This window comes from Tritonibacter sp. SIMBA_163 (assembly GCF_046535935.1).
GTDB classification, from domain to species: domain Bacteria; phylum Pseudomonadota; class Alphaproteobacteria; order Rhodobacterales; family Rhodobacteraceae; genus Epibacterium; species Epibacterium scottomollicae.
In genome coordinates this window covers 43297-62741 of the sequence record NZ_JAWJBP010000003.1, presented here as the reverse complement: position 1 = coordinate 62741, position 19445 = coordinate 43297, and the positions used below count along the sequence as shown (strand labels likewise).

At 61.5% G+C, this 19445-nt stretch carries 22 protein-coding genes; 7 read left to right on the top strand and 15 right to left on the bottom strand.

The genetic code is table 11. The features are described from left to right. Positions 1–4: 4 nt before the first annotated feature. Both R0J92_RS07210 and R0J92_RS07205 read right to left on the bottom strand, forming a co-directional pair. A complete protein-coding gene (locus R0J92_RS07210) occupies positions 5–733 on the bottom strand; it encodes a GNAT family N-acetyltransferase (RefSeq protein WP_411051203.1) in 729 nt (242 codons plus the stop codon). Further along, a complete protein-coding gene (locus tag R0J92_RS07205; protein WP_411051202.1) occupies positions 730–1452 on the bottom strand; it encodes a competence/damage-inducible protein A in 723 nt (240 codons plus the stop codon). The genes R0J92_RS07210 and R0J92_RS07205 overlap by 4 nt, the downstream gene beginning before the upstream one ends. A 144-nt stretch (positions 1453–1596) precedes the next feature. Between R0J92_RS07205 and sfsA the strand changes: the two genes are divergently transcribed. After that, entirely contained in the window at positions 1597–2295 is a 699-nt protein-coding gene (gene sfsA, locus R0J92_RS07200; RefSeq protein ID WP_411051201.1) for a DNA/RNA nuclease SfsA, read from the top strand. A gap of 10 nt (positions 2296–2305) precedes the next feature. Here the strand turns inward: sfsA and R0J92_RS07195 are convergent, their stop codons facing one another. Continuing rightward, entirely contained in the window at positions 2306–3187 is an 882-nt protein-coding gene (locus tag R0J92_RS07195) for a mechanosensitive ion channel family protein (protein WP_106161409.1), read from the bottom strand. Between the two features lie 151 nt (positions 3188–3338). On the opposite strand from R0J92_RS07195, the gene map reads away from it, so the two are divergent. Continuing rightward, a complete protein-coding gene (map, locus tag R0J92_RS07190; RefSeq protein WP_411051200.1) occupies positions 3339–4154 on the top strand; it encodes a type I methionyl aminopeptidase in 816 nt (271 codons plus the stop codon). 87 nt (positions 4155–4241) lie between these two features. Here map and R0J92_RS07185 read toward each other — a convergent pair whose 3' ends face one another. The 3 genes from R0J92_RS07185 to R0J92_RS07175 form a co-directional block, all read right to left on the bottom strand. Next, on the bottom strand, positions 4242–4907 hold the full coding sequence (locus R0J92_RS07185) for an HAD family hydrolase (RefSeq protein ID WP_411051199.1): 666 nt from the start codon (positions 4905–4907) through the stop codon (positions 4242–4244). A gap of 64 nt (positions 4908–4971) precedes the next feature. Next, positions 4972–5538: a 16S rRNA (guanine(966)-N(2))-methyltransferase RsmD gene (gene rsmD, locus R0J92_RS07180; RefSeq protein ID WP_411051198.1), complete on the bottom strand. Its 567-nt coding sequence runs from the start codon at positions 5536–5538 to the stop codon at positions 4972–4974. Further along, a complete protein-coding gene (locus R0J92_RS07175) occupies positions 5535–6746 on the bottom strand; it encodes an NAD(P)/FAD-dependent oxidoreductase (protein WP_411051197.1) in 1212 nt (403 codons plus the stop codon). Before R0J92_RS07175 ends, rsmD begins: the two co-directional genes overlap by 4 nt. 126 nt (positions 6747–6872) lie before the next feature. Here R0J92_RS07175 and R0J92_RS07170 point away from each other — a divergent pair, with 126 nt between their 5' ends. Then, positions 6873–7358, top strand: coding sequence for a peroxiredoxin (locus tag R0J92_RS07170; protein WP_411051196.1), 486 nt, complete (start codon positions 6873–6875; stop codon positions 7356–7358). Between the two features lie 51 nt (positions 7359–7409). Continuing rightward, positions 7410–8279 (top strand): CHAD domain-containing protein, encoded by an 870-nt coding sequence (locus R0J92_RS07165; protein WP_317384508.1) that lies wholly within the window; start codon positions 7410–7412, stop codon positions 8277–8279. A gap of 152 nt (positions 8280–8431) precedes the next feature. Here the strand turns inward: R0J92_RS07165 and R0J92_RS07160 are convergent, their stop codons facing one another. The 6 genes from R0J92_RS07160 to R0J92_RS07135 all read right to left on the bottom strand — a co-directional run bounded on the left by R0J92_RS07160 (position 8432) and on the right by R0J92_RS07135 (position 14360). Beyond that, complete coding sequence (locus tag R0J92_RS07160; RefSeq protein ID WP_106161397.1) at positions 8432–8725, bottom strand: 4a-hydroxytetrahydrobiopterin dehydratase; 294 nt, start codon at positions 8723–8725, stop codon at positions 8432–8434. Further along, a complete protein-coding gene (locus R0J92_RS07155) occupies positions 8722–9909 on the bottom strand; it encodes a GNAT family N-acetyltransferase (RefSeq protein WP_411051195.1) in 1188 nt (395 codons plus the stop codon). The genes R0J92_RS07160 and R0J92_RS07155 overlap by 4 nt, the downstream gene beginning before the upstream one ends. 47 nt (positions 9910–9956) lie before the next feature. Next, a complete protein-coding gene (locus R0J92_RS07150; protein ID WP_411051194.1) occupies positions 9957–10733 on the bottom strand; it encodes a glycerophosphodiester phosphodiesterase family protein in 777 nt (258 codons plus the stop codon). 4 nt (positions 10734–10737) lie between these two features. Continuing rightward, complete coding sequence (locus R0J92_RS07145) at positions 10738–11199, bottom strand: RidA family protein (RefSeq protein WP_411051193.1); 462 nt, start codon at positions 11197–11199, stop codon at positions 10738–10740. A 111-nt stretch (positions 11200–11310) separates the two neighbouring features. Then, on the bottom strand, positions 11311–12621 hold the full coding sequence (locus R0J92_RS07140) for an HlyD family type I secretion periplasmic adaptor subunit (RefSeq protein WP_411051192.1): 1311 nt from the start codon (positions 12619–12621) through the stop codon (positions 11311–11313). After that, positions 12618–14360, bottom strand: a complete 1743-nt coding sequence (locus R0J92_RS07135; protein ID WP_411051191.1) for a type I secretion system permease/ATPase — start codon at positions 14358–14360, stop codon at positions 12618–12620. Before R0J92_RS07135 ends, R0J92_RS07140 begins: the two co-directional genes overlap by 4 nt. A gap of 197 nt (positions 14361–14557) precedes the next feature. Here R0J92_RS07135 and R0J92_RS07130 point away from each other — a divergent pair, with 197 nt between their 5' ends. Next, complete coding sequence (locus tag R0J92_RS07130; RefSeq protein WP_106161385.1) at positions 14558–15319, top strand: VacJ family lipoprotein; 762 nt, start codon at positions 14558–14560, stop codon at positions 15317–15319. A gap of 3 nt (positions 15320–15322) precedes the next feature. Beyond that, positions 15323–15913: a phospholipid-binding protein MlaC gene (locus R0J92_RS07125; RefSeq protein ID WP_106161383.1), complete on the top strand. Its 591-nt coding sequence runs from the start codon at positions 15323–15325 to the stop codon at positions 15911–15913. Between the two features lie 97 nt (positions 15914–16010). Here the strand turns inward: R0J92_RS07125 and smpB are convergent, their stop codons facing one another. The 3 genes from smpB to R0J92_RS07110 form a co-directional block, all read right to left on the bottom strand. Then, positions 16011–16487, bottom strand: a complete 477-nt coding sequence (smpB, locus tag R0J92_RS07120) for an SsrA-binding protein SmpB (protein ID WP_106161381.1) — start codon at positions 16485–16487, stop codon at positions 16011–16013. Between the two features lie 96 nt (positions 16488–16583). Then, on the bottom strand, positions 16584–17447 hold the full coding sequence (locus R0J92_RS07115) for a DMT family transporter (RefSeq protein ID WP_106161379.1): 864 nt from the start codon (positions 17445–17447) through the stop codon (positions 16584–16586). A gap of 76 nt (positions 17448–17523) precedes the next feature. Beyond that, positions 17524–18087: a helix-turn-helix domain-containing protein gene (locus R0J92_RS07110; RefSeq protein WP_106161377.1), complete on the bottom strand. Its 564-nt coding sequence runs from the start codon at positions 18085–18087 to the stop codon at positions 17524–17526. Between the two features lie 141 nt (positions 18088–18228). On the opposite strand from R0J92_RS07110, the gene R0J92_RS07105 reads away from it, so the two are divergent. Continuing rightward, positions 18229–19428 (top strand): benzoate/H(+) symporter BenE family transporter, encoded by a 1200-nt coding sequence (locus R0J92_RS07105; protein ID WP_411051190.1) that lies wholly within the window; start codon positions 18229–18231, stop codon positions 19426–19428. Positions 19429–19445 lie beyond the last annotated feature (17 nt).

Here is a 19445-nt window from a genome sequence, read left to right as displayed (position 1 = left end):
CTGGTCAATGTTTGATCCGATAGTGATAGCCTCCGGCCTCCGTCATGCCGAGGCCACTGTATAACGCGTTGGCAGCGACATTGGCGCGCGTGCAGAGAACAGAAAGTTCCGCCGCTCCGTGCTGTTCTGCCCAGACGGCGGCCTGACGCATCATCCAGACGCCCATGCCCTTGCGGCGCTGATGCGGCAGGATCTCAAGCGCATGCAGCATGGCAATGTCACCGTGCAGCCCGACATAGGCCACCCCCGCAGGTTTGTCGTCCCAGCGTCCCAGCAAGGCCGTCTTTGCCCCCGCGGCCCGATGCATCACCGCCAGCCGCGCGGGGCCGATGCCGCCGGTCTCCCAGATTTCGCGCTGGATCGCCAAAGGCTCCCAAACATCAAACGTGGTGACACGCGGAATCGGCACATCCGTCAGCAAAGAAGGCGCACAGGTCCAAAGCACCACCGGATCCATCACCACATAACCGAGACGATCCAGCTGAGCGTCAAGATCGACCTGCCCGTCGCGGATCATGAACAGGCGCGGCTGGTCGAGCGCCTGCATGGCGGCCTCTGCCTCGGCGATCTGGTCGTCGCTGACCTCGGCCTCGGCAGTTGCGGCCGAAACGCGGCTGCCACCGCCTGCCCCCACGCGCAGGGTGATGGCGCCCAGCTCTTCCTTGCGCAGACACGGCCATGTCGCCTCCACCACGTCATAATACTTCGGATCGGTCACCGCAGTGGTGCTCACAGGCCAAGATCCCGTGCCAGTTCAGTCATCGCCGCATCCAAACGCGCCCCCTCCGTGCCGCGCACCACCACATTGGCGCCAAAAGCCCCGTTTATCTGGAACGGATAACAGCCGATCGACAGGTCGCTGTATTTCTCGGCCAGCGCGGACAGGATCGCCGCGATCTCGCCCTCGCCCCGGTCCACGCGGAGGGTTTGGCTCAGAAGCGGCTGCCCCCCTGCCAGTGTCGCCAGGACCGTGGCCACCATGGCCTGAAATACCGCAGGCACCCCTGCCATCACATGCACGTTGTTCAGTGTGAAGCCGGGCGCGCGGGACACCGGATTGTCGATCAGCGTCGCACCATCAGGGATACGGGCCATGCGCAGACGCGCCTCGTTCAGCTCCGCACCGGTCTTGGCATAATGCTCCTCGAGAATGGCACGGGCATCTGCTCGCACGTCGATCGCAGCCCCGAAGGCACGGGCGATACAATCGGCTGTGATGTCATCATGGGTGGGGCCGATACCACCGGATGTGAACACATGGTCATAGCCGTTCGACAGATCCGTAACCGCGGCCACGATGGCATCGGCCTCATCGCTCACCACGCGCACTTCCTTCAGGTCGACGCCGAGCTTGTTCAATTCTCCGGCGAGAAAATACATGTTGGAGTCGCGCGTGCGCCCCGACAGAATTTCATCCCCGATCACAAGCATTGCAGCGGTGGGATTGGGCATGGCGCGTCTCCTGAATTTCGTGCGGATGTGTTTTTCGAGGCTCCGCCAGAGGATAGCTTCCCCGACAGCCGGTGCAACCACGTTCGCGCGCCCGGCACGGTCCCGGCTTTGACAGGCGGCGCTTTCTGGCGCATGACCGGTGGCATGCAGTTTCCAACACCCCTGATCCCCGCCACGCTGATCAAACGCTACAAACGCTTCCTGGCTGATTGCCGACTGGAGGATGGGCGCGAAGTGACCGCCCATTGCGCCAACCCCGGCTCGATGATGGGGCTGGCAGAACCCGGCATGCGGATCTGGCTGGAACCCAATGACGACCCGAAGAAAAAGCTGAAATACGGCTGGCGGCTGGTGGAACATGCGGACGGGCATTTCACCGGTGTCGATACGTCGGTGCCGAACCGTGCCCTCAAGGCCGCGTTGGAAGCCGGCAAGATTGCGGAATTCGCCGCCTATTCCACCCTGCGGGCCGAAGTGAAATATGGCGAGAACAGCCGCATCGATTTCCTACTGAGTGGCGACGGCCTGCCCGATGCCTATGTCGAGGTCAAAAGCGTGACGCTCTCGCGCCAACCCGGGCTGGCCGAGTTCCCCGACAGTGTCACCGCACGCGGAGCAAAACATCTGCGAGAGCTTGCCAACATGGCAGACGCCGGTCATCGGGCGGTGATGCTCTATCTGGTGCAACGTACGGATTGCACAGGTTTCCAGCTGGCCTCCGACATTGACCCGACCTACGCAGCTGAATTCGATGCAGCGCAGGCACGGGGCGTCGAACGGCTGGTCATCGGAACCCAGATCACCCCCGATGGTGTGGAAGTCGGCCACCCCTTCGCGGGATGACCGAATAACATTATGCCGCGTCGCGCTCTTCGTCTTGCGGGTTGTCGGGCTGCACGAGAGTACGTGTCGGGAAAGGAATATCCACACCTGCGCCGTCCAAGGCTTCCTTCACCTTGCGCTTCATATCCGCCTGATATTGAAAATAATCCGCCGAATTGACCCAGACCCGAACGAGAAAATCGACAGAGCTGTCGTTCAGATTATTGACCTGGATAAACGGCTCCGGATCACTGAGCGAGCGGTCATCAGCCATGATGGTGTCGCGGATTGTGCGTTCGGCCAGCGCAAGATTTGCGCCGTAGCCCACGCCAAAGCTCCACTCGGCGCGACGTGTATCGTAGACGGAATAGTTGGAGATCGTATTGCCCCAGACCTCGGCATTGGGAATGATCACCTTCACGTTGGACAGGCTGGCGATGACGGTATTGTTCAGGCTGATCTCCTTCACCGTACCCATCTCGCCGTTCACGTCGATGAAATCACCCAGCTTGAAGGGGCGGAACAGGATGATCATGACGCCCGCCGCCACATTCGACAGCGCGCCCTGCATGGCAAGACCGATGGCCAGGCCCGCCGCACCGATGGCAGCGATGATGGAGGTGGTCTGAACGCCGAATGTGTTCAGCACGAACAGGAGAGCAAAGCCCAGAATGATGTAACGAACCACATTGCCGAGGAAGTGGAACAGAGTATTGTCGAGACGCATATGGCTGTCACTGAGGGCAACAACACGCCGCTTTGCCCAACTCGCAACAATGAAGCCGACAATGAGGATAAACGCAGCCGCCAGCACATTGCCGAGGAGCTGGGCCAGAAATTCCAGCGTGACCAGATCCGTCAGCGCCTTGCCGTCGTAGATCTCGGTCTGCATAAGTGTGTTTAAACTTTCCATTGCGCGTCCCTTTTGGCGTTTCTTTATGTATTTCTCGCCCTAAAACGCGCGACCCTGGCGAAGGTTCCGACAAAGACCCCTGCCGCCTCTGGCCCTTTGCGGTGGAAACCCCTAAATAGCTGGCAAACGACACGCGACGGAGCATGCCCCGATGAGATCCAAGAACGGCCGCACCAACAAAGACGGTATCCGCATCTACGATCAGTCCGATTTTGCGGGCATGCACGCAGCCGGTGCGCTTGCGGCGAAGATTCTTGATGAGATCGCCCAGCATGTCTTCCCCGGCCAGACCACGGGCGAGATTGACCGCATCATCACCCAGATGGTGGAGGACGCGGGCGCGACCTCGGCCACCATCGGCTACAAGGGCTATCAGCACGCCAGCTGCATCTCGATCAACCATGTGGTCTGCCACGGCATCCCCGGCGACAAGAAGCTGAAGGATGGCGATATCCTCAACATCGACGTAACCGTGATCGTCGATGGCTGGTTCGGCGACACCAGTCGCATGTATGTGGCGGGCAAGCTGCCCCGCAAAGCCGAACGGCTGATCCAGATCACCCATGATGCGCTGATGAAGGGCATCGAGGTGGTGAAGCCCGGCAATACCTTTGGCGACATCGGCCATGCGATCCAGTCCTATGCCGAGAGCCAGCGGGTGAGCGTGGTGCGCGATTTCTGCGGCCATGGGCTGGGGCAGGTGTTCCACGCACCGCCCAACGTGCTGCACTATGGTCGTCCGGGCACCGGGCCGGTGCTGGAAGAAGGTATGTTCTTCACCATCGAACCGATGCTGAACCTGGGCCGCGCCGAAACCAAGGTGCTGGCAGATGACTGGACCGCCGTGACCCGCGACAAATCGCTGTCGGCGCAGTTCGAGCATTCTGTCGGTGTGACGGCGGATGGGGTGGATATCTTCACCCTGTCGCCTGCCGGGCTGTTCCACCCGACCTATAAGAACGACTGATCAAGGCGGAGGGCGAGGCCCCTCCTGCCCCTGTCTGCCGTCTGTCCGACAGTCGGCTCAGCCACCTCCCTCAGATGCCCCCGCGCGTCAGCTCAGGCCGAGACGGCGCGTCAGATCCGTCATGTCGTGGAAGACTTCTGCCGCCTCGGCGACAAGTGCGGCACCGTTGTCATGCGCGGCATAGCCGAAGCACTGCATACCCGCCCTGGCTGCCCCACGCGCACCCGTGGCGCTGTCCTCGATCACAACGCAATCCCGCGCCTGCACATCGAAATGGGCGGCCGCCGCAAGGAAAATGCCCGGATCAGGTTTAGCAACCTTCAGCGTATGGGCCGAAAACATGGCGTTGGGGTGGAACCGATCCCAGAGACCATGCGGCGTGAGTGTAATCCGCATCTTCTCCTCGCTCCCGTTGGAAACGACACAGCAGGGGATACCTTCGTGATCGAGACGGGCGATGACCTCCATGACGCCGGGGATCAGCGGCACGCCGTCGCGCAAGGTCTGATAGGCCTCACCATAGACTTCGTCGATCCAATCCTGCGGTAAGGTGGCCCCCATCTGGGTTGCACTGGCTGCAACCTCTGGCATGGCAAGACCCGCAAATGTGGTCATGCTCTGATCTGTGTCGAGGGTCAGACCATGGCCCGTCAGGTTGCGCGCGAGCACCGCGTTGAACACCCGCTCGCTGTCCACCAAAACTCCGTCACAATCAAAGATCACCAGCGCAGGTCTGGGATAGGTCGTGGGCATGCGGATCCTCCATGCAGACTGCGGCGCCGGGTCGATTGTCACCGCAGGCGCATCTGAGATTTATCTAAGAGCGCGCCTCATGCTGCGCCCAAAGCAACGTGATATGCGTGTCGCCATATTTGCGCACATCCTCCAGCGTGAAGCCTTCGGGCGCATCCATCGGCGCGTTTTCTTCCCAGACCACAAGCGCGCCCGGAGCAATCCAACCGCCCAGACTGAGCGCGGTCAACGCCTTTTGCCCAAGTGACTTGCCATATGGGGGATCGACGAAGATCAAATCAAATGCCGGGTCAGGATTGTCGCCAAGCTTGAGCGCTGACCGGCGGTGCATGTGGCAGTGCGGTTTGGCGCGGCAGATGTCGATGTTCTTCTGGATCAACCCTTGCGCCACGCGCCCATCATCCACAAACGCCACTGCAGCCGCGCCGCGCGACAGAGCTTCGAGCCCCAGCGCGCCGGTGCCAGCAAAAACGTCCAGCACACGCGCCTCCTCGAACTCGACCCGATGAGACAGCACGTTGAACAGGCTTTCGCGCACCCGATCAGTGGTCGGGCGCAGATGGGCAGCTGCATCGCCTTTGCCCAAGGCCGCAAGAGCGCGACCGCGGAAATCGCCAGCGATAATCCTCACGCTTTCAACAGCGGCTTCAGATCCGCATCCGGGTTGGCCACCACGGTCTTGTCTGCGGTTTTGCCCGCTTCGATCAGACGTTTCGCCACCATATAGGCACGGGGGTCATTCATCGCGTCGACCGCCACCAGCTGGTCGCCGGTGTAGTACCAGAAGGAGGTCGTAGCGCCCTCGCCCTGACGGGTGACCACATTGTCGTAGCCAGAATTCAACCCGGCGATCTGCAACTTCACATCATACTGGTCAGACCAGAACCAAGGCGTGGCGACGTAGGTTTTTTCCGCACCCAGCATGTTTTCGGCCACCACTTCCGCCTGATCGATGGCATTGGGCACGCTTTCCAACCGGATGCGGTGATCCTTATAGGGAAAAGAGGCGCAATCGCCAGCAGCCCAGATTGACGCATCAGACGTACGGCCATGTGCGTCAGTGCGAATGCCGTTCTCGATCTCAAGATCTGCCGTTTCTGCCAGTTCGTAGGCCGGAGCGATGCCGACGCCAACCACCACGAAATCCACATCCAACGTACTGCCATCGCTCAGCACCGCGCGCGTCACCGTGCCGTCCTCGCCTTCAAGGTGGTTGAGGCCGACACCTTCGCGGATGTCGACGCCGTGGCCGGTGTGAAGCGTGCGAAAGTAATCCGAGGTCTCGGGGGCTGCGACTCGTTGCAAGATGCGGTCTGCCATCTCAACCAAAGTGACCGACACCCCGCGTTTGGCGCAGACTGCTGCCGCCTCCAGTCCGATATATCCTCCACCGACAATCAACGCGCGAGCGCCGTCGGTCACCGCCGGGGCCATGGCATCAACATCAGTGAGGTCGCGCACGACATGCACGCCTCCCAGATCCCCCCCAATGGAGACCGGCAGGCGGCGCGGATGCGAGCCGGTGGTCAGAGCCAACTGGTCATAGGCGACGATCTCCTCGCCGATGCGAATGGTCTTTGCCGCCGGGTCGATCACGTCTACCTTGGCGCCAAGGCGGAGTGTGATGTTGTTCTCCGCATAAAAGCTCTCGGGGCGCAGGAACAAGCGCTCCACCTCCATCTCTCCCAAGAGATAGGCCTTGGACAGCGGCGGGCGCTGATAGGGCAATGCCTCCTCGGCCCCGATCAGGGTAATATCACCGTCAAACCCGCTCTTGCGCAGCTTTGCCACCAGGGACGCCCCTGCCTGGCCCGCGCCAATCACCGCGATATGAGTCATGTGCCCTCTTGTCTCCTGATGCAGTTCTTATACCGTCTGCGCGGGACACTACATGCAGGGGCTGTCGTGACGCAATTGCCCAAACCCGTCGTGAGCCCGTTCGAAAACCACAGAGAGGACCGCCCGATGATATCCGTTGGAGACAAGCTGCCCGCCGCCACACTGACCCGGATCGGAGAGGAAGGCCCTGAACCGGTCGCACTCCAGGATCTGACATCCGGGCGCACGGTGGCGATTTTTGCCGTACCTGGCGCGTTCACCCCCACCTGCCACTCTGCGCATGTGCCGAGCTTCATCCGCACCAAGGATCAGCTCGCGGCCAAGGGCGTCGACGAAATCATCTGTATCGCAGGCAATGACCCGTTCGTGATGAAAGCATGGGGCGAGGCCACCGGCGCTGCGGACGCAGGCATCACCATGCTGGCAGACGCGGAATGCACATTTACCGACGCCATCGGCATGCGGTTTGACGCACCACCCGCGGGCCTGATCGGTCGGTCCAAACGCTATGCCATGGTTGCAAAAGATGGTGAGGTAAAAATCCTGCACCTCGAAGAAAGTCCGGGCACCTGTGAAGTGTCTGCTGGCGAAGGGCTGCTGGATGCGCTGTAATCTGTCACAGTGCACTTCTGCCCATACAGCCAAGGCCTTGAACACAGACGAATGACTGATCCGCATAGCCCTGCGAACCACCCCGCCAGCATCATGGCGGAGGTCATGGAAGAAATCGACACCGCTCGCGCCTTTGTGGCGCGAGACGATGCCTTTGACAGCGCGCAGGCCTTGCGCGTTGCGCTCAGGCGGTTGCGCAGCGGGTTGACCCTGTTCCGACCGCTGCTGCCCCCCGATCACAACAAGGCGCTGTTGGACGACGCGCGATGGCTCAGCGCGGAGGTCACCCGCCTGCGCGATCTGTACCTGCTGTGGCAGGATACGCTGACCCCTGCACGGGTGGCATTGCCCGACAATACAGCGCTGCAGTCGCTGGAGGTGCGGGCGCTGGAACGGATTAACAGCGAGCGTGCTGCCCTGCGTGAGCTCCTTGAAGGGGAGCGGGTCGTCGAAATGATGGCGCGAGGCCGTGATATGAGCGATCCCGAGTTCTGGCGCCCGGCTGCGGGAAGTCAGGAGAAGCTGGAAGCTCTCTGCCATGAAACGCTGGAACTGCGCCTGAACCAGGCCCTGAAACATGGTGAGACGCTGAAACGCCTGGACAGTCAGGCCCGCGACAGTTTCCGCAAGAGCCTGCGCAAACTGCGGGCAACCGCAGAGTTCACACAGGTGATGTTCTCATCCAAGAAAACCAAAGCGTTTCTCAAGCAGTTGAAAAAACTACTGGATTCCATGGTTGCCGCACGCGATGCAAGCGCTGTGCGGGATCGGCTTGAAGATCTGATGAAAGACATGGATGCCGCTTCGCCAGAGCATCATATCGCGAATGAGCTGATCAAGGCCAAAGAGGCCGGCGTCGGTCTTGACCACAAGCGGCTACAGAAGATGTGGCGTGCGACGGAGACGTTGCCGCTCTATTGACCGCCGTTGTGCTCAACATGCGTTGCCATATGGCGAGCTGTCCCAAAGCGCCGCGGCCCGTGTCGGCCGCAACCGGGGGCTGCTGCAACAAATGAGCTGAGGCGGGCCCTGCCAATGGCCCGCCTCAGCTTTATTGTCTCGACTTACACCGCTCAGACCAAACCATCCATCTTGCGGGCAAGTTTGGCGTCCAAGGTGCTCAACCCGTCCACGTCATGAGTGGTCAACACCACGGTCACAGTATTGTAGACGTTGCTCCATTCCGGGTGATGGTCCCATTTCTCGGCCCAGATCGCCGCCTTGGTCATGAAGGCAAAGGCTTCGACAAAGTTGGAGAACTTGAACGTCTTGCGGATCGCGTCCCGTCCGTCCTCCATCTCCCATCCGGTATCAAACAACGGCTTCAGAAGTGGTCCACGGGTCTCTTCGGAGAGCTTTTCTGTCATTCTTGTTCCTCCACTTGGGTTTTCTTGAAAGGGCCATAGCTGGTGAGGATTTCGATTTCCTCGTCCACGGCGGCGCCTTCCGCGTCCAGATACTGTTCGATCGCAGTGCGAAATCCTGGGTCTGCCACCCAGTGCAGACTTGAAGTCTCGGTCGGCAGATAGCCCCGGGCCAGCTTGTGTTCGCCCTGCGCGCCTGCCTCGACACGCGCGAGGCCCATCTCGATGGCGAGGTCGATCGCCTGATAGTAACACAGCTCAAAATGCAGGCAGGGGTGATGCTCGGTGCACCCCCAGTATCGGCCATAAAGCGCAGAATGTCCGATGAAGTTCAGCGCCCCCGCCACCGGAGCACCGTCGCGTTCAGCCAACACCAGAGCCATATCATCCGCCATCGTGTGATGTACGATGTCGAAGAACTCACGGGTCAGATAGGGCGTGCCCCATTTGCGGCTGCCCGTGTCCTGATAGAACCGCCAGAAGGCATCCCAATGCTCCGGCCGCAAATCCGCGCCCGTATAGGTTTCGATGGTCCCGCCAAAACCCTGCGCCTGGCGTCGTTCCTTGCGGATGTTCTTACGCTTGCGCGAGGAAAGCGCCGCAAGAAAATCGTCAAATCTCTCATAGCTGTCATTCAGCCAGTGAAACTGCTGGGTGCTGCGCGGCATCAGGCCAAGCGCGCGGCCGATCTCTGCCTCCCGTTTCGTGCAAAAGGTCACGTGCATCGAGGACAACTGATTATCCGTCGCCAATTGCACCGCTCCCTGCACCAGGGCCGACACGCCGATTTCCTCGTAGCCCGGTCGCACAAGAAAGCGCCGCCCCGTCGCCGGAGTGAAGGGCACAGCAATCTGCAGCTTTGGATAGTAACGGCCGCCTGCCCGCTCATAGGCATGCGCCCAGTTGTGGTCGAAGATATATTCGCCCTGACTGTTGCCCTTCGCATAGAGCGGCGCACAGGCAATGATCTGCCCGTCGAGGTAACAGACCAGGTATTGTGGCTGCCAGCCGGTGCCCGGCCCGACAGAGCCACTCACCTCCAGCGCGCTCAGAAACCGGTGGGTGGTAAAGGGATCATCGGGGCGTCTGCCCTCAGCCGCTTCGGGGCAGGCGCAGGCGTCCCAGTCCGACGCATCGATTTGCGTCAGGCTGCCAAGCACCTGAATTTCAATTTGCGCCTGATCCATTCCGCCTCTCACTGCCTCCCCCTTATTTGGGCGCAGGTTACGCCCGATCAAGCGCCTAGAGCAGAAAGATAATTTTCAAACGTCACGTTGTCGGCGAAGCGGCGCACATCAGCCTCTTCAACGGGTGAGCGGATGGTCCAGCTGAGGATCGGCACACCATCTGCCCGCAGGGCCTGCACCCGGGCACGGGTGATATCGCGCGCCTCGTGGCTGATGAAACAGGCGCCGACACGGTCGAAATCGGAGATCGCGCGCAGGGCGTCACACTCCTCAGCAGCAAGCGGCGCCCACTCCTGCGGATCATAGGCGCAGGTGGTAAGACCGCGCGGCAAATGCGGCGCAAGCCGGGCAACCTCGGCGATGCTGTGCGGGTTGAACGACATCAGGGCCACCGGCCCCTCATAACCGGCCAAGTCAGCAACGGCAGCGGCCTCCAACGGGCCAACATCGGGCCCCATCCCACCGTCTTGATCCTTGATTTCCACCAAGAGCGCGACACGCCCGGCGACAATATCCAGCACTTCTCGAAACGTTGGAATGCACTCGCCATCGCCGTTCTTGAGCGGGATCGCCTCTAACTCAGCTGACGTGCGCGCGCGCACCGGCCCCGCCGCGTCGGTCAAACGCTCCAGTTGTTCGTCATGAAAAACCATCGCCCGACCGTCCGCCGAAAGCTGAAGGTCAATCTCAATCCCATAGCCTGCCTCGACCGCCGCGCGGATCGCAGCGCGGCTGTTCTCGGGGCAGTGTTCCTGTTGTCCATGCAACGCACGGTGAGCGATTGGGCGCTGCAGAAATGCTGCAGGCAGAGCCGGTGTGGACATCAGATCAGCTCTCGATTTCGAAAACGCCGTCGATCTCGACCGCGACTCCCATTGGAAGCGAAGGCGCGCTGACAGCCGAGCGTGCATGACGTCCAGCGTCACCGAGGATTTCGACCAGAACGTCGGAGGCCCCGTTCACGACCTGCGGCTGCTGGGTGAAATCGGCTGTGGAATTCACGAAGGCCCCCAGTTTGACCACCCGCTTCAGCTTGCCAAGGTCGCCACCACAGGCGGCTTTGACCTGAGCCAGCAAAGACAAGGCACAGCGCTTGGCCGCCGCCTGCCCCGCGTCCACGTCAAGATCATCGCCCAAGGTGCCGGTGATCAGACCATTCTCATCCGCCGAGATCTGACCGGAGACATAGACCATGTTACCCGAGACCACGAAGGGCACATAATTTGCCGCAGGCGCCGGGGCGTCGGGAAGTGTCAGGCCGAGGGATTGAAGTTTCGCGTCAACGCTCATGGTCGGGCTCCTTTGCCAGTGTCCGTCTGTCTTTGCGGCGGACGCTACAGCGGAAGGTTCCTTCGGGAAAGAGGCAATTGCGGCGCCTCGGCCATGGTTTGCGCGCCGCCCTCAGCGCTCGCGGAAGGCCTTGACGAAATAGTCGGCCAGCGGCTTCACCAAATAGGCCAGCGGCGAACGGTCTGCAGTGCGGATATAGCTCTCGACCGGCATGCCCGGGATCAGCACTGTGCCGCCGGGCAGACGGTCCATTTCGCCTTCGTTCAGTTCGATTTCAGCACGGTAGTAGGATCGTCCCGTCGCCTCATCACGGAACGCATCCGCCGAAAACAGAGTGACCGCGCCGAAGAGTTCCGGCGTCTGCCGCTGATCGAGTGCGGGCAGTCGGATGGACACGGATTGCCCCACATGAAGCTGGTCGATGTCCGTGGGGGCCACCTGCGCCGCGATCACCAGCGGGCGATCCTGCGGCACGAGGTAGAGCACAGGGTCGGCCGGCCGGATCACGGATCGCGGCGTTCGAACCGTCATGCCATAGACAATGCCGGACACCGGCGCGGTGATCTCAAGACGACTGAGCCGATCCCGCAAAGAGCGCCGCGTCTCTATCAGTTCCAGTTCCTGGTAGCGCAGATCGCGCACACGGGTGATGGCCTCTTCGCGGCGCTGGGTGTTCAGCTTCAGGGTTTCGATCTCCAGCTCTGTGATCCGCCCTTCGGCCTGCGCCTCCGACGCAATCAGCTCGCCCAGCGTTCCCTGCAGATTGGCTTCGTTGCGGCGTAGGTTCAAGACGACCGAAGCCTGCGCCAACCCGCGATCAAACAACGATTGCTGGTTGCCCAGCTCCTCTTTGATCAGCTGCAACTGCTCGCGGGTGGCCGCCTGTTGCGCCTTAATCCCGACAATCTGATTTTCGATCTGCGAGGCGCGTTTCTCAAGCTGCTCGACTTCCCGACGTACCGATTCGCGCCGGGCCTCGAACAGACGGCTTTGCCCCTCTACCAGCTCCGCGACCTCTGGCCGGGTCTGGGCCAGCTGCAACAGTTCCTGCGAGAACGTGATGTCGTCCACTTCGTCACGCTCCGCCTCCAACCGCCCGCGACGGGCCATCAGCTCAAACAGCTGACCTTCCGTGATGGTCAGTTCCGACCGCAAATCGGCAGGGTCCAAACGCAACAAGGTCTGCCCCTCTGCCACCAGATCGCCCTCATCCACCAGAATGTCAGCCACCACACCGCCGTCGATGTGCTGAACAATCTGTCGATTGCGATCCACCTCGATCTGACCGGAGGCCACAACCGCACCGGCAATGTTGGAAAACGCCGCCCAGGTGCCAAACCCGCCGAGAAGCACAGCGATCCCCAGTACTCCAACCAACAGAGCGCCGCGCACCGGCCAACTGCTGTCTTTCGCCTCGATCATCGCGTCGCTCCTCCGCCACCGGCTGCACCCTGCTGCTGAATGTCGCGGTGATTGGTCACCATCTTGCGCAGGACCTCATCCTTGGGGCCAAAGGCGGTCATGGTGCCCTGATCGATAACCAATAGCTTGTCGCACTCTTGGATGGCCGCCGGACGGTGCGCCATGATGAGCACCGATTTCCCCTGCGCCTTCAGCCGTTTGATTGCATTGTTGAGCGCAACAGACCCTTCATTGTCGAGGTTAGAGTTGGGCTCATCCAGAATCACGATGGCCGGTTTGCCAAACAAGGCCCGCGCCAGACCGATACGCTGCATCTGACCACCGGAGAGACGTCCGCCACCAGCGCGCACACGGGTGTCGTAGCCGTCTGGCAACTTGACGATCATATCATGCGCAGCCGCAGATTTGGCCGCCTCCACCACCGCGGCCGCATCGGGCGTTTCGGCAAGGCGCGCGATATTTTGCGCAATCGTACCGTCAAAGAGCTGCACCCGCTGCGGCAGGTATCCAATGTGATCGCCCAGCACTGCGGGATCGTATTGCGACAGCGCCGCCCCATCGAGGCGCACGGTTCCAGCCGCCGTGCGCCAGGCCCCGGTGAGAACCCGCGCCAGAGTGGATTTGCCGGAGCCCGACGGGCCGATCACTCCGATCGCTTCGCCGGGTTCGACCCGAAAGGTGACATTGCGCAGCAGAGGGCGCGACTCGCCCGGCGCCGTGGCGGCAATCGCCTCCACTTCGAGCAGTGCGCGCGGTTCCGGCAGCGCTGTGCGCGCGGCTTCGGGCGGTGTCTTGCCCAGAAGCTCTTCGAGGTTCTGCCAGCCCTTCCGAGCCCGTTGTACCAGCGGCCATTGTCCCAGCCCGACCTCGATCGGGGACAGCGCGCGCCCCAGAAGGATAGACCCGGCGATCATGGCACCGGGACTGACCTCGCCCTGCAGTGTCAGATAGGCCCCCAAACCGAGCATCGCGGATTGCAGGAACAGGCGCAGCGTTTTTGTCAAAGTGCCAAAGGTGCCGGTGACATCGGACGCGGATACACTGTCGGCCAACGCCTTGTCGCGCGCCACGCGCCAGCGTTGAAAGGCCGCCTGCCGCATTCCCATGGCCTGGATCATTTCGGCTTCGGTGCGGATTTCCTCGGACTGCACCATGGCTTGATGTCCGCTGACCATGGCAGCCTTGCCAGGCGCCGTGCTGAGAATCTGATTGATCACCGCAATCGCAATCAGCACGCCACCGCCACAAATCGCCAATATCCCAAGCCAGGGGTGAAAAAGTGCGATGCCCGCCAGAAAGATCGGCGTCCAGGGCAGATCGAACCCCGCCATGACGACAGGCGAGGCAATCAGCTTCTGGATACTTTCAAGATCACTGAGCCCGGTCTGCGCCTCGGGATCACCGGACACCGCCGAACGTCGGATCATTGCATCAAAGACGCGACGGTCCAGACCAGCCTGAAACCGGGCCGCAACCCGCCGCATGATCCGACCGCGCACCGCGTCCAGCAGTCCCATCATGCCGTAGAGAAAGACCACCAACAGAGTCAGCGCCAACAATGTGGCTTCGGACCGGCTGCCCAATACCCGGTCATAGACCTGCATCATATAGAGCGGCCCCGTGAGCATCAGCATGTTCACGAAAGCGCTCAGCAGCGCGACCGCCCAAAAAAGGCCTCGGCTCCGGCGGCGGATCGCCAGAAGTTCGTCCCGGCCAGCATTTGCAAATGTATTCTTCATATCGTCCTAGTAGAGCGTGCCCTGATCCCCTTATAAAGCCCCGAAGCCCTTTTCAAAGAGTGACTGGCATATGTTCCAAATCTGTCACATAATTTGGTCTTGCTGTGGTTATGGGCTGGGAAGAACCGCAGAGATTGCTAAGTGACCCCTAGGTGACGGGGGGCCGTGCGCCGACCGCAACTGAAGAATTGGTAGACATGATTGCTTTGTTGAAAAAATCCGCAACTGCGTTGGTCCTTTCCACTGCGGTACTGACCTCCGCCTGCGCCACGCAGGATCCGGCCGCGAAAGCTGCGGGAGAGATCTTCGATCCCTACGAAAATACCAATCGTTCGGTTCACCAGTTCAACAAGGGGCTGGACCGATATGCATTCCGTCCGGCGTCAAAAGGATATGTCGCGGTCGTCCCTCCGGACATGGTGACGGCCTTCGGAAATTTCGCGGAAAACCTGTCAAAGCCCGGCGATGCAGTGAATTACCTGCTGCAAGGCAACATCAAGGGCGCGGGGCAGGCGCTTGGTCGGTTTGCGGTGAATACGGTGCTGGGCATCGGGGGCCTTGGCGACCCGGCGTCTGACTTCAAGATGGCGGAAGCTCGCACCGACTTTGGAGAAACCCTGCATGTCTGGGGTGCCGGCGAAGGCGCATATGTGGAATTGCCCGCCTATGGGCCCTCCACCACCCGCGATGCCGTGGGCATTGTTGTTGATTTTTTCACCAATCCGCTCAGCCAGCTTGAGAACAATCCCGCCGAAGACCTGCAAATTCCGGCAGAGGTCGTGGACCAGCTGGGAAATCGCGGTACATATTCCGACACGATCGACTCGATTCTCTACGAGAGCGCTGACAGTTATGCGCAGGGTCGCCAGATCTACCTGCAAAACCGGCGGTTCGAGCTGGGCCAGGAAGATGCCGGCTCTGAAATCGATCCGTTCGAACTAGATACCGGAGGGTTCTAAACCATGCTTCGCCGTAAATTCCTTGCTTCGCTGGGTGCCATAGGGGCGTCCTTTGCTGCGCTTCCGGCCTTTGCGCTCAATGAAAGCTCCGCATCCAATCTGATCACGCGCCTCGTCACCGACATCAACAAGGTGATCGCATCCGGCAAGAGCGAGCGGTCGATGTATGGCGACTTCGAGCGCATTTTCCAGCGCTACAGCGACACCTCCTACATTGCGGCCTACGCCATGGGCGTCGATGCGCGCCGGGCAAGCTCGGCCCAAAAACGCGCCTTCTCCGATGCTTTCCAGGGCTACATCGCCAAGAAATATGGCAGCCGGTTCCGTGAGTTCATCGGTGGCCGCCTGGAAGTGACCGGCGTGAAAAAAGTTAAGAAGTGGTACGAGGTTTCCTGCGTCGCCTATCTGCGGGGACAATCGCCCTTCGAGGTGACGTTCCATGTGTCGAACCGCTCCGGCAAGGACCTGTTCTTCAACATGTTCATCGAAGGCGTGAACCTGCTACTGACAGAGCGCACGGAAATCGGTGCAATTATCGACCGCAACGGCGGAGATATCGACAAGATGATCGCGGATTTGCGGGCGATGACCTGAACGGTCTCCTCGTCGGAAAGATCGGTTTCAAACAGAACAAAGGCCCCAAACGGGGCCTTTTCTTCGTCAAGAGCGTCCCGAACTTCGCGGATCGGCCTCAGCCGTGATCCTTCAGCAGGCGTTGCTTCTGCCGCGACCAGTCGCGCTTGGCTGCCGCTTCGCGCTTGTCGTGGTTCTTCTTGCCCTTGGCGATACCGATCTTGATCTTCGCCATGCCGCGGTGGTTGAAATACAGCACCAGCGGCACCAGCGTCATGCCCTTGCGCTGGGTGGCGTTCCACAGGTTCGCCATTTCCTTGCGCGAGACCAGGAGCTTGCGACGGCGGCGTTCCTCATGCTTGAAGGATTTCGCCTGCGCGTAGGGGGCGATGTAGGAGTTCACCAGCCACAGTTCGCCCTCCTCCACCGCCGCATAGGATTCGGCGATGTTGGAGCCACCGGCCCGCAGGGATTTGACTTCCGACCCTTCAAGCATGATGCCGCATTCGAGATCTTCCTCGATCGCGTAATCAAACCGCGCACGGCGGTTTTCGGCAATAACTTTGTAGTTCGGGTCTGTCTTTGCTTGGGCCATGGGGCGCAGATGTAAGTCGCCATGCAGGCGGGCGCAAGATCACCTGCGACACAAATCACGGGACCTGTGCCGCCTGCGCCCCTCCCAGCTGCCCTCTCAGGCCGTTTTCTGGCTGCGCAACAGGGTGAAGATGCCGCTTGCCACGACGACCACCGACCCGAGGATGGTCATCAGGTCGGGTTGTTCGCCAAAGACCAGCACCCCAAGCGCCATCGCGAAGACCAACCGCGAGTAGCGAAACGGCGCCACGACAGAGATCTCCCCGGTGCGCATCGCGCCGGTGAGCGCCATATAGGCCAGCACACCCACCGCGATCGCAACTGCCAGCGCGCCGCTTTGCTGACCCGTGGGCCAAACCGCGCCCCCCGTCCAGGCCAGCAGGATGACACCCGCGATCACCAGCATGGCAAAGCCAAAGATCCCAAGCTGGGCGTTGCTCATGGTTTTGGGCGCCGCCCGGGTGGCCAGGTCACGCCCGGCAAAGCCCAGCATGCCCGCCACCGCCAGAAGCGAGGTCGCCTCAAAGCCGCTCATACCCGGACGCAGAATCATCAGCACACCGACAAAGCCGACGCAAATCGCCAGCCAGCGCCGCCAGCCAACCTTTTCACCAAAGAACACTACTGCGCCTGCGGTCACCACCAGCGGCGTGGCCTGCAGAATGGCCGAGGCCAGCGACAGCGGTGCCAAAACGATCGCCAGGGTGAAGAACAGCCGCCCCGACACCTCCGCGACGCAGCGCCACAGCAGCGGGCGCGTGCAAAAGCCCGGGTGCCACAAGGAAGACCCCTGCGCACGCGCCATGACGGCAAAGATCGCCATGCCGCCCAGGCCAAAGACGATCAGCACCTGCCCCGTGGGCATCGCGCCCGCTACCGATTTGATGATCATGTCCTCGATCGCAAAAGCGGCCATGGCCAGAGCCATCAGCAGGCTGCCGCGCAGGGTGTCTTTATCCATATTTCAAATGTCCCGGATCAAATTGCCTTGCCGCCAGTGGTACGCTCTGCGGTAGGGGCAGGACAAGCCGGTGGCGTCAATCGGCCGCGCGCAACCCTGCCGCGTGGCGATAGTGGTGCATGTTCAGGAACGCCGCGCCGCTGTGCAGGCTGCGATAGCCATGTGGCTGGTCGGCGGCAAAGCGCAGCCCCTGCCCCGGCTCCAGCGCCACCCAATCACCGTCACGCAGCACCTCCATCGCCCCCTCCAGCACAAAGACCTCTTCGGTGACGCCGCTGTCATGTGGCTGCGATTCGTGGCTTTGCCCTGGCTTCAGGCTGACGTGAAAGGTCTCCGCCCCCAAGTTGGGGTCAAAGGGAAAGACGATCTTCACGGTGATGCTGCCGGGAAACTGCACGGTCCGATAGACCTCGCCCCCGATGCCAGAGGGACGGGAGCCTTCGTCGATCAGCGCAGTGAGCGGCAGGTGAAACCCCTTGGCGATCTTCCACAGGGTGGCGATCGTCGGGCTTGATTCGCCCCGTTCGATCTGACCCAACATGGCCTTACTGACGCCGGTAACCTCGGCGGCGCGCGACAGGCTCAACCCCGAGGCCGCGCGGATTTCCCGCAAATTCAAGGTGATACTGTCGTCGCTCATACCGTAGCCATCCCGTCTTCCCGAACCTTTGCTGCCCGCTGGGCATCCCCAAAATGAGGGCTTGTGCGTTATAGCGCACAACCTGTATCGTGCGCTATAACGCACAACACCTATCCCAGCCATCGCCCGAGGAAAACCCGCATGCTGAGCCGACTGAAACTCTCCCATCTGGCGGCGGGCGCGATCGTGGTGCTGGTGGGCTATACCAGCTCTGTCGCCATCATCTTTCAGGCCATCGAGGCGGTGGGCGCGACGCAGGCGCAGGCCAACAGCTGGCTGGTGGTGCTGGGTTTGGGCATGGGGCTGACCAGCCTGATCCTGTCACTGTGGTTCCGCATGCCGATCCTCACCGCCTGGTCCACGCCGGGGGCCGCGCTGCTGGCCACGGGCCTCAACGGCGTGCCGCTGTCACAGGCCATCGGTGCCTTCCTGTTTTGCGGCGCGCTCCTGACCCTCACTGGTCTCACCGGCTGGTTTGCAAAGCTGGCCCGGTTGATCCCGGATGCGCTGGCCAATGCGCTACTGGCCGGAATCCTGTTCCAGTTCGGCCTCTCGGCCTTCACCGCTCTTGGCAGCGATGTGGCCCTGGTGGGTCTCATGGGGGCGACCTTCCTGGCCGGGCGGATCTGGTTTGCGCGCTACACCATTCCCGCCGTGCTGCTGGTCGGCTGCCTCTGGGCCGCCTGGGCCGGATCGTTTGGCGATCTCGAAGCGCTGAACCTGAGCCTTGCCCTGCCAGAGTTCGTGGCGCCCGCGTTCTCGCTGCCGGTTCTGATCGGCGTTGGCCTGCCGCTCTATATCGTGACCATGTGCTCGCAGAACATGCCCGGCGTCGTCACCCTGCGCGGGGCGGGCTACACGCCGCCTGTCTCCGCCAGCCTGACCGTCACCGGCCTTGCCTCGCTGATCCTCGCGCCCTTTGGTGGCTTTGCCTTCAACCTCGCCGCCATCACCGCCGCCATCTGCGCCGGACCAGAGGCGGACGAGGACCCAAAAAGCCGCTATCTCTCCAGCGTGGTTGCCGGTGTGCTATACTGCCTAGTGGGACTTGGCGGCGCGACGGTGATCAGCCTGTTCCTGATCGCACCCAAGGCGCTGATTGCCACCGTGGCCGGGCTGGCGCTGCTGTCAACCATCGGCAACAGCCTCTCGGCTGCATTGGCCGACAGCCGGGGGCGCGAGGCGGCGCTGATCACCTTCATGATGACCGTCTCCGGTGTCAGCTTCCTTGGGATCGGCGCCCCCTTCTGGGCGCTCTTGATGGGACTGGCCGTGACCCACCTGCTGCGCCCGGCAACACCAAGGGCCGCAGAGCCCGATCCACACCCGGTTTCGCAATAGCCACGCGAGACCCGCCG

What these genes read in the sequence shown, in the direction of transcription:
- R0J92_RS07205 (WP_411051202.1), bottom strand. Translation starts at nt 1,452, where the DNA reads ATGCCCAATCCCACCGCTGCAATGCTTGTGATCGGGGATGAAATTCTG.
- sfsA (WP_411051201.1), top strand. Translation starts at nt 1,597, where the DNA reads ATGCAGTTTCCAACACCCCTGATCCCCGCCACGCTGATCAAACGCTAC.
- R0J92_RS07195 (WP_106161409.1), bottom strand. Translation starts at nt 3,187, where the DNA reads ATGGAAAGTTTAAACACACTTATGCAGACCGAGATCTACGACGGCAAG.
- map (WP_411051200.1), top strand. Translation starts at nt 3,339, where the DNA reads ATGAGATCCAAGAACGGCCGCACCAACAAAGACGGTATCCGCATCTAC.
- R0J92_RS07185 (WP_411051199.1), bottom strand. Translation starts at nt 4,907, where the DNA reads ATGCCCACGACCTATCCCAGACCTGCGCTGGTGATCTTTGATTGTGAC.
- R0J92_RS07175 (WP_411051197.1), bottom strand. Translation starts at nt 6,746, where the DNA reads ATGACTCATATCGCGGTGATTGGCGCGGGCCAGGCAGGGGCGTCCCTG.
- R0J92_RS07170 (WP_411051196.1), top strand. Translation starts at nt 6,873, where the DNA reads ATGATATCCGTTGGAGACAAGCTGCCCGCCGCCACACTGACCCGGATC.
- R0J92_RS07165 (WP_317384508.1), top strand. Translation starts at nt 7,410, where the DNA reads ATGACTGATCCGCATAGCCCTGCGAACCACCCCGCCAGCATCATGGCG.
- R0J92_RS07160 (WP_106161397.1), bottom strand. Translation starts at nt 8,725, where the DNA reads ATGACAGAAAAGCTCTCCGAAGAGACCCGTGGACCACTTCTGAAGCCG.
- R0J92_RS07155 (WP_411051195.1), bottom strand. Translation starts at nt 9,909, where the DNA reads ATGGATCAGGCGCAAATTGAAATTCAGGTGCTTGGCAGCCTGACGCAA.
- R0J92_RS07150 (WP_411051194.1), bottom strand. Translation starts at nt 10,733, where the DNA reads ATGTCCACACCGGCTCTGCCTGCAGCATTTCTGCAGCGCCCAATCGCT.
- R0J92_RS07145 (WP_411051193.1), bottom strand. Translation starts at nt 11,199, where the DNA reads ATGAGCGTTGACGCGAAACTTCAATCCCTCGGCCTGACACTTCCCGAC.
- R0J92_RS07140 (WP_411051192.1), bottom strand. Translation starts at nt 12,621, where the DNA reads ATGATCGAGGCGAAAGACAGCAGTTGGCCGGTGCGCGGCGCTCTGTTG.
- R0J92_RS07135 (WP_411051191.1), bottom strand. Translation starts at nt 14,360, where the DNA reads ATGAAGAATACATTTGCAAATGCTGGCCGGGACGAACTTCTGGCGATC.
- R0J92_RS07130 (WP_106161385.1), top strand. Translation starts at nt 14,558, where the DNA reads ATGATTGCTTTGTTGAAAAAATCCGCAACTGCGTTGGTCCTTTCCACT.
- R0J92_RS07125 (WP_106161383.1), top strand. Translation starts at nt 15,323, where the DNA reads ATGCTTCGCCGTAAATTCCTTGCTTCGCTGGGTGCCATAGGGGCGTCC.
- smpB (WP_106161381.1), bottom strand. Translation starts at nt 16,487, where the DNA reads ATGGCCCAAGCAAAGACAGACCCGAACTACAAAGTTATTGCCGAAAAC.
- R0J92_RS07115 (WP_106161379.1), bottom strand. Translation starts at nt 17,447, where the DNA reads ATGGATAAAGACACCCTGCGCGGCAGCCTGCTGATGGCTCTGGCCATG.
- R0J92_RS07110 (WP_106161377.1), bottom strand. Translation starts at nt 18,087, where the DNA reads ATGAGCGACGACAGTATCACCTTGAATTTGCGGGAAATCCGCGCGGCC.
- R0J92_RS07105 (WP_411051190.1), top strand. Translation starts at nt 18,229, where the DNA reads ATGCTGAGCCGACTGAAACTCTCCCATCTGGCGGCGGGCGCGATCGTG.